Below are 8,097 nucleotides of genomic sequence, written 5' to 3'. Positions count from 1 at the left end.
CTTGTTCTTTAAACTCCGGAGAGTATTTTCCTTTTTTATTCATTTTTCACCTTTACCTCATTTGCTGAGAAAAAGGTGTCCGTTTTTACGTAACTAGGTTAGGTCGCAATCGAGTACCAACACGAGTAGTAATGTCAGGTATCATCTATCGAATGAAAACAGGCTGTCAGTGGCGTGCCATTCCGAATGAGTTTGGATCAGGCCAAACTTGTCACAGAAGATTTCAAGAATGGGAACGAGCAGGAGTATTCAAAAAGATTTATAAATCTATTTTAAAATATTATGATGTAAAGAATCAAATAGCATGGGACTGGGCTTCGATGGATTCGGCAATGGTTAAAGCTCCCAAAGGGGGAGCTTAACTGGGAAAAACCCTACAGACCGTGCCAAATTAGGGGTTAAACGGCATATTCTTACAGATGGAAATGGAATTCCTTTGGCAATTACATTGACTGGAGCTAACGTTCATGACAAACACGGTGTAAAAGATACGTTGAATTCAATCCTAATATTTTCCGGAAAAAGAAGAAAGAAGCCAAAACATATTTGTTTAGATAAAGGTTATGATTTCAAAGATATAGAAGTTTTAATCAAAAGAAGAAACATTCAATCTCATATTCGGAAAAAAGGTGAAAAGCCTCTCATCGGTAAATATAAAGGAAAACCTAGACGTTGGGTCGTTGAAAGAACTAACAGTTGGCACAATCGATTCAGGGCTATCCTAATTCGTTGGGAAAGAAAATCTGAAAATTATCTTGCATCTCTTTATCTCGCAAGCTCTATCATTGCTTTTAACTTTTTTGATAGGTAGTTTTGAGACCGGCTCTTAGTTATTAACGGTCGAATTTTGGGAAAAATAGAGTTATTTAAAAATTAACGCAAATGCGGGATTTGCGATATTTTAGAGCATGGCTAAAACATTCAAATTATTGAAACAATCTAATCTAAGTATTCTATTTATGCGTCCGAGTAGTAATTTATTATAGAATCCCGCTTCAATTGATTTTAATTCAGTAATTAGGAATATTATAGGTTACGATTTGTAATTGCCTAAAAATGATAACAGTAACTAACGTGTGTTAGACGGAAAACCAAGCCGAACTAAAAACTCAAGTGTTACAGATTGTACATAATAATCTCTTTCACATTGGTTATACCGAACTAGTATTAAAATAGTGAATGCAGAATCGAAGTGAAGATCGGCACTAGCAGGTTCGTCTATTGTTTGAAACGTAGTAGCCACCATGATTGTTTCAAAGTTATTCTTAAAAAAATCCTTGCACAATCTTTTCCGATTCGATTCTAATAACTCCGGAGAATTTATAAATTTATGCCAGAATCTTACGATCTCACAGTCATCGGCGCGGGGCCAGGCGGTTACGTAGCCGCAATTCGAGCCGCTCAATTGGGAATGAGCGTTTGTATTGTCGAAAAAGACAAACCAGGTGGAATCTGTTTAAACTGGGGTTGTATTCCCACCAAAGCTCTTTTAGAATCGGCCCATCTTTTAGAAAAACTCCATTCTGCCAAAGAATATGGGATCAATCTTTCGGAAGCTAAACCTGATTTTACCGCAATCATTCAACGTTCTAGAAACGTAGCGGAAGGTATGGCTTCCGGTGTGGAATTTCTTTTAAACAAAAATAAAATCACTCGTAAAAAGGGTACTGCAGTATTCAAAGATCCGAATACGATTTGGCTTCCGGATTCTTCCAAAGAAGAGATTACATCTAAATATTTTATTCTCGCAACTGGAGCAAGGGCAAGAGAACTTCCAGGTTTACCTTTTGACGGAACCGCGGTCCTTTCCTCAAAAACTGCCATGATCCAGGAAAAAATTCCAGAATCTCTTTTGATCGTTGGTGCGGGCGCGATCGGCGTGGAGTTCGCCGACTTTTATTCTACGATGGGCACCAAAGTTACGTTAGTCGAAATGTTAGATCAAATTCTTCCCGTTGAAGATAAAGAAATTTCAACGTTCCTTGAAAAGTCTTTTGTCAAAAGAGGAATTAGAGTTCTTACCGGAGTTGGAGTTTCCGATCCCAAAATCGAAAACGGCAAAGTAAAAGTTCTTCTCAAAGGTAAAAATCTTCCCGAAGTGGGAGAATCTTTTGAAGCAGAAAAAATTTTGGTTTCCATTGGTCTGGTTCCAAACACGGATTCTATACGTTTGGAAGAAATCGGAATTTTTCTTCAGAAAGGTTTTGTTAAAACGGATACTAAATATAAAACGAGCGTTCCTCATATCTACGCAATCGGAGATTGTAACGGCCCTCCACTTCTTGCTCACGTTGCTTCTATGGAAGGAATCAAAGCAGTAGAAGCAATTTCAATTCACTCCGGAAATCCCCATCATCTTAGTTATATTCCGATTGACTACAACGCAATTCCGGGTTGTACGTATTGTCATCCGGAAGTCGCCTCCATAGGATTTACCGAAAAAAAAGCGACTGACATGGGTTATACGATCAGTGTGGGTAAGTTTCCATTTGTTGCCAGCGGTAGGGCCAAGGCCATGGGAGATACTGGAGGTTTTACAAAAGTAATCGTAGATAAAAACTCGGGTGAAATTTTAGGAGCCCATCTCATTGGTCCCGGTGTGACAGAACTTTTACCTGCGGTTTCTTTGGGAATTACTCAGGAGCTGACTGCAAAAGAAATTGCGTCTACGATTTTTGCTCATCCAACACTTTCAGAAACCGTAATGGAGTCTTTTGGGGCGGCACTTGGTGAAGCAATCAATCTCTAGATTTCTAAAACTAGGTTTCCGGTAAGTAATATATCTGTTTTGTTAACCTGAAATTCGGGTGGGAGTTTAGAATTAAGAGAAAGTAAAGAAGGATCTATATCGTGAAACTTTCCGCTTTTCTCGTCAAAGAAATGATAGTGATCTATGATATTGCTGTCATAAACCGACTTTCCCAAACAGGAAAATTTAAACTCTCTCAATAATCCGGCGGAAACTAAAATGTTCAAAGTATTATAAATAGTCGCTAAACTCATTTTAAACGAACGACTATCCACCCACTCTTTGACTACTTCCGCAGTTGGATGATCGGCTTCACAGAGTACATACTGACAGATTGATATTCTCTGCATTGTAGGTTGTATGGAAACTGATTTTAATCTCCGCTCTATTTCCATCGGAGTGAGACAAACTTTTTTAGCAAATAACGCTTCCATTTTTTTAGAATCCCGTTTTCGGGAACCTCTTACCAATAAGACATCCGAAAACTTTGTTTCCGCACAATTTTATTTGGAACTTGTTTCAAAACCGATCAATCCATATTCTGTAAACTGTGGTAGTTCCCACAGTTTACGTCACATTGGATAGTAATTTTGTATGCACCGGCTCGTCCGACAAAGAAGTATAAAAATGATATATGAGTTCGTCTTAAAAGTTAGAACTCTTTCTAAAAAGCCAATTATCCTGGAATAAACAAGTTCGCGTAAAAACTTGATTTGTATGAGTTCCCACATTTTATTTTTTAACGAAAACATAAATCACGATTCTTTAAAACCAGCCCAAGTTCCTCGGGCCAACCAACAATCACATCTTAGTTTCTAAAAAATGTGGGAACTACCACTTTTTTTATTACAAACAATTCTAATAGAGTTGTTGGAAAATGAATCGCCATTTAGTTTCTGTTTCATGCAAACGGTCGATTGAAGTAGTTTTATTGATCGTTACTATGAAATTTTTCAACAATTCTAATGAATAAATATTACTCAGAATCATAAAATAAAATAGTCAATATTTTGCACTGAAGCAGTTTTTTTACGATAAAAATGAAAGATGCTCAAGTTTTATAAAGATCAGTAGGATATAAAAAAAATTCCCGTAGAAAACCATTTGTAGAAATCATTCTGCACAAAGTGGCGTTTTACGAACCTCGACAAAACACGGATTTTTAAAAATTCCTCCGCCTAACCTCTAAAAACAACTTTGTCTTTCGAAATTTTTTATGTTTTGAAACATTTTCAAACGCAAAGCTCGAATCTAAAACCACGTAAAAAAAAATAAACAGAAAGTCTTTTTACTTTTACTCTTTCTTTCAAATTCATAATATGTCTAAAAATTCTTCAGATGATACAAACCATGAAACAAAAATTTACATCCGTCTTTCTGGCGATTCTACTTACCCTATCCGCTTCAACACTTTTAGCAGACGAACCGCAAAGTACGGCCCAAGATTCTTCTCATACACAAGAAGCTAACTCGGGCCACCATGAAGTCGAAGGAGAAGATCTTCCCTACTGGAGTGTAATTCCTTTTGCACTTATACTTTTAAGTATAGCACTGTTACCAATCGTTTCGCACACAACCTCTCATTGGTGGGAAAGTAATACCAATAAACTGATCCTATCACTAATGTTAGGCGCAGTTTCTTTTGTTATTTTAGTACTACACGGTTGGTTTGGTAAAATCGTTCATACATTGGTGTTCGAATACGTTCCATTTATCATTTTACTAGGCTCTCTATTTTACATCTCCGGAGGAATTCGTCTGAAAGGTGATATAGAAGCAACTCCCTTAAATAATACTATCTTTTTGATCATTGGAACCTTCCTGGCTTCATTTATTGGAACTACAGGAGCTTCCATGCTTTTAATTCGTCCAATTTTAAAAACGAATTCGGAAAGAAAACACGTAGTTCACACAGTAGTCTTTTTTATCTTTTTAGTTTCTAACATAGGAGGTTCTTTAACTCCTCTCGGAGATCCTCCTCTATTCTTAGGTTATCTGATCGGAGTTCCGTTCACTTGGACATTTAAACTCTTACCTGAATTACTAGTCGCAGGAATTCTTCTTTTGATTCTTTATTTTATCTGGGATTCGATCGCTTATAAAAAAGAAACCGCAAAGGATCTAAAAAAAGATCATACTCATAAGGAAAAAATCAGCCTAGAAGGTCAGGTAAATTTTATCTGGCTACTCGGAGTTGTCTTGTCTGTCGCATATTTAAATCAAAACTACATTCCCGCAATCCATGAAAATCCTTATATAGCATTCATAAGAGAAGGGGTATTGGTCGGTTTGATTTTCGCGTCTAAGTTTACTACCAAGGGGCATGTAAGAGAACACAACAAATTCACACTTCACCCAATTCAAGAAGTCGCTTATCTGTTCATAGGAATTTTTATCACTATGATTCCTGCACTGATTCTATTAGAACATCACGGAAAAGATTTGGGAGTTACCGAAACCTGGCAATTTTTCTGGGTAACCGGTTTATTTTCGGGAGTATTAGACAACGCACCTACTTACCTGACATTTCTGTCTTTGGCAAAAGGAACTCTGGGATTGAACAATGTCGCTCAAATTCTTGCAGATCCACACGCAGAAAGTATTCTAAAAGCAATTTCGGTTGGGGCCGTTTTTATGGGCGCTCTTACGTATATCGGAAACGCACCTAACTTTATGGTAAAAGCGGTTGCAGAAGAAAATAAGATTAAGATGCCTAGCTTCGGTGGGTATGTACTTTATTCTTTTGCAATATTGGTTCCTACCTTTATACTTCTTACATTTATCTTCTTTCGTTAAGAAAAAATTTTCTCCGGCCCTTTTCTATTCGAGAAGGGCCTTCTTCTCGAGTTGTAATATTCAGACCGAAAACGGACAAACTCTTCTTGGCTCGTTTTAATCTAATGCGGATTTAGTGTAAGAAATTTAGAATATAATGTGAATTTGAAATAGAACTTTTCTCAAAACTTCAAAGAATTTTTTTACACGATCATTCTTTAGAAATTTTTAATAAAATAGAGTAGTTCCCACAAATTTTTAAACAATAGAATTATTGAAAAAATTCCATAGTTCAGATTAACAAAACTGTTTTAATCAGCGCTTCCATGAAACAGAAACAAATAGAGATTCATTTTTCAACAACTCTATTGTATTAAAGAATGGATCGATAAAGTTCAGATCCGAATTTTTTTCAGAAAAATGAATTCCTTACACCGAACTCACATTATAGTATAAAACTAAATTTTTCGTAAAAAAGCTGAATGTGAGAACTACACGTTCTTTCTATAAAGAAATTTAATTTTATGAAAGTTAGTTCTTTAAATCAAATTCACGACTACTTAGAATCTTCTGGAGGAAAAAAGATCACGGAATCAATCTGTTTTCCTTCGATATAATTTACTTCTAATTTTCTTTCCAAAGCCGGCTTATACATCATTAAAGCAGAAATCAAATCGTAGACGGTTAAAGAATAATCGATCGCAGTGACAACCGCTTGAAAAACCAAAAATCTAGATTTAGTAACTGGCTTTATTTCTATTTCTTTCCCAGCGATCATCCATTTGTAAATTCGAGTAGAACGATTGACGTCTTTTAAAAATTCTAAATCGATCTTTCCTTCTGGAAGAACTGCTTTCGTTTGACGAAACACAACCTTGATCGGAATCTTTTTTTCCTTGGATTCTTTTAAAGCCGCGGACAATTGTAAATCAAACGTATCATCATCTAAATATTCAATTTCATTACAGCTTGCAAAAACTGTATTACAAATATCGCCGTATTTACGATGAACAAAATAAATAAGAAAGACGTTTAATGTCTCAGGATGGTATAAAACTTTAGCGTGATAGTCGGAAGTTTTTCTATAATAAATTTTTTTATAAATCCTTTTAAAGACATCCCAACCAACAAGACCAACATCCTTAAGAAAAGGAGGATCAGGAAGTTGAAATGAACGAACAGCAATATGTAGTTTTTCGATCGCAACCTTACCATCTCGTTTTGAAATTTCTTCCAAAATGGTTCTAACATCGCTCAAATCTTCCGAATCAAATTTTCTAGGAAAATCGGAAGAATCGATCAGAATTTTTCCAGCATTCTCCGACATAAGATCTAAAACCTTAGATCGAACACCTTCAGAAAGAAGCTCCTCCAATTTAAAAGAGATACAATCGTTTGGATGACAGGAAATCTGTTCCGCATAACTCGATTCAGACGAAACACTTTCCGAAAATAAAAACGAAAATGGAATTGTAACAAGAAAGAAACTTAAAAAAAACAAAACAATTGGATGAAAACGTTTTAACATTCTTTTTTAGATCCAAAGGAGAATATCGTAAAATTCAAAATTGTAATAGTTCCCACATTTACTAGAATAAGACTTAAAACTACATCATTCATCCTTAAAATCAGATATAAAATTGTATCTACTTTAACGAAACAATAAACGTTCAAGAATCTCTACAAAATTCCAATACAACGATCTATCATTAAATTTCCTGCATAAAATCGCCGTTTGTCGACTATTCTTAAATAAAAAATTCATTTTATAGAGGTTTTCCTTTAATAAAATAGATTCTTAAACTTATGCCAAAGGATGGAAAAAATTTTACTAAAAATGAAGACATATTTTAAAATTTGAAACGATAAACTAAGATTTTTTACTCAATCAAAAGATATTTAAAAGATTTATAATTTTCTAATTTATTTCGTCTCTATAATCCATAACCAAATACATTAGAGTTTCTTGATCTGTCGGATTAGAATATTCATGAGGAATATCCGCTCTGAAAAAAACGGAATCTCTTGGTTCCAACTCCACAACTTTTTCGCCAACCCTAAGGCGAAGTTTACCAGAAACTACAACAATATTTTCAGTCGTGCCGGATGAGTGAGGGTCCGCGACTTCGATCCCTCCCGGTTTTAAAATAAGTTCATAAAACTCTGTTTTGCGATTTCCATTATAAGGAAAAAGCGCTCGGCTGGAAAAAACTTTAGAACTAGAAAATAAAACCTTGGTGTTTTCCGCCTTCATAACAATTACACCTTCGGTGCCTTTTTCTTTGAGTAATTCGCTGAAAGGTACATTGAGCCCATTTGCAATCTTCCAAAGAACGGAAATGGTTGGAACACTTTTCCCTTGTTCAATTTGAGAAAGCATCGCCCTACTGACTCCGCATCGAGAAGCGAGTTTATCCAAAGAGAACCCTTTAGTATGGCGAATGAGTTTTAGATTTTCTTTGACGACTTCGGTGATATGTTCGGAGGAAGACTCCTTCCCCTCTTCTAATTCTTCCATAGCTGGGTTCATTTGCTCTTTTTTATCTAATATAGCAGAAATTTGTCAATCTAAA

Annotated in this window: 7 protein-coding genes; 4 read left to right on the top strand and 3 right to left on the bottom strand. The window is 35.6% G+C overall.

The annotated features are described in order from the left end of the window. The first annotated feature begins 131 nt into the window (after positions 1-131). From LEP1GSC059_RS23985 to lpdA, 3 genes are all read left to right on the top strand, one after another. Positions 132-362 (top strand): transposase, encoded by a 231-nt coding sequence (locus LEP1GSC059_RS23985; RefSeq protein ID WP_004426853.1) that lies wholly within the window; start codon positions 132-134, stop codon positions 360-362. Positions 363-409: 47 nt separating this feature from the next. Continuing rightward, positions 410-811, top strand: a complete 402-nt coding sequence (locus LEP1GSC059_RS23980) for an IS5 family transposase (protein WP_238323701.1) — start codon at positions 410-412, stop codon at positions 809-811. Between the two features lie 519 nt (positions 812-1,330). Next, positions 1,331-2,749: a dihydrolipoyl dehydrogenase gene (lpdA, locus tag LEP1GSC059_RS04645; protein WP_020980362.1), complete on the top strand. Its 1,419-nt coding sequence runs from the start codon at positions 1,331-1,333 to the stop codon at positions 2,747-2,749. Here the strand turns inward: lpdA and perRB are convergent. Beyond that, on the bottom strand, positions 2,746-3,183 hold the full coding sequence (gene perRB / locus LEP1GSC059_RS04640) for a peroxide-responsive transcriptional repressor PerRB (protein WP_002178866.1): 438 nt from the start codon (positions 3,181-3,183) through the stop codon (positions 2,746-2,748). The two genes, lpdA and perRB, sit on opposite strands and share 4 nt — an antisense overlap. A 916-nt stretch (positions 3,184-4,099) precedes the next feature. Between perRB and LEP1GSC059_RS04630 the strand changes: the two genes are divergently transcribed. Then, complete coding sequence (locus LEP1GSC059_RS04630) at positions 4,100-5,545, top strand: sodium:proton antiporter (RefSeq protein ID WP_002178885.1); 1,446 nt, start codon at positions 4,100-4,102, stop codon at positions 5,543-5,545. A 535-nt stretch (positions 5,546-6,080) separates the two neighbouring features. Here LEP1GSC059_RS04630 and LEP1GSC059_RS04625 read toward each other — a convergent pair. Beyond that, the gene (locus LEP1GSC059_RS04625; protein ID WP_017214534.1) at positions 6,081-7,052 is read right to left on the bottom strand and encodes a hypothetical protein; all 972 of its coding nucleotides are present in this window, start codon (positions 7,050-7,052) and stop codon (positions 6,081-6,083) included. 390 nt (positions 7,053-7,442) lie between these two features. Then, a complete protein-coding gene (locus LEP1GSC059_RS04620) occupies positions 7,443-8,054 on the bottom strand; it encodes a helix-turn-helix domain-containing protein (protein ID WP_002178678.1) in 612 nt (203 codons plus the stop codon). Positions 8,055-8,097 lie beyond the last annotated feature (43 nt).

Origin of the sequence: Leptospira noguchii serovar Panama str. CZ214, from assembly GCF_000306255.2 — a bacterium.
In the GTDB taxonomy this organism is placed as follows: Bacteria; Spirochaetota; Leptospiria; order Leptospirales; family Leptospiraceae; genus Leptospira; species Leptospira noguchii.
The sequence above is the reverse complement of the archived record's forward strand: the minus strand, read 5'-3'. Positions and strand labels throughout refer to the sequence as shown.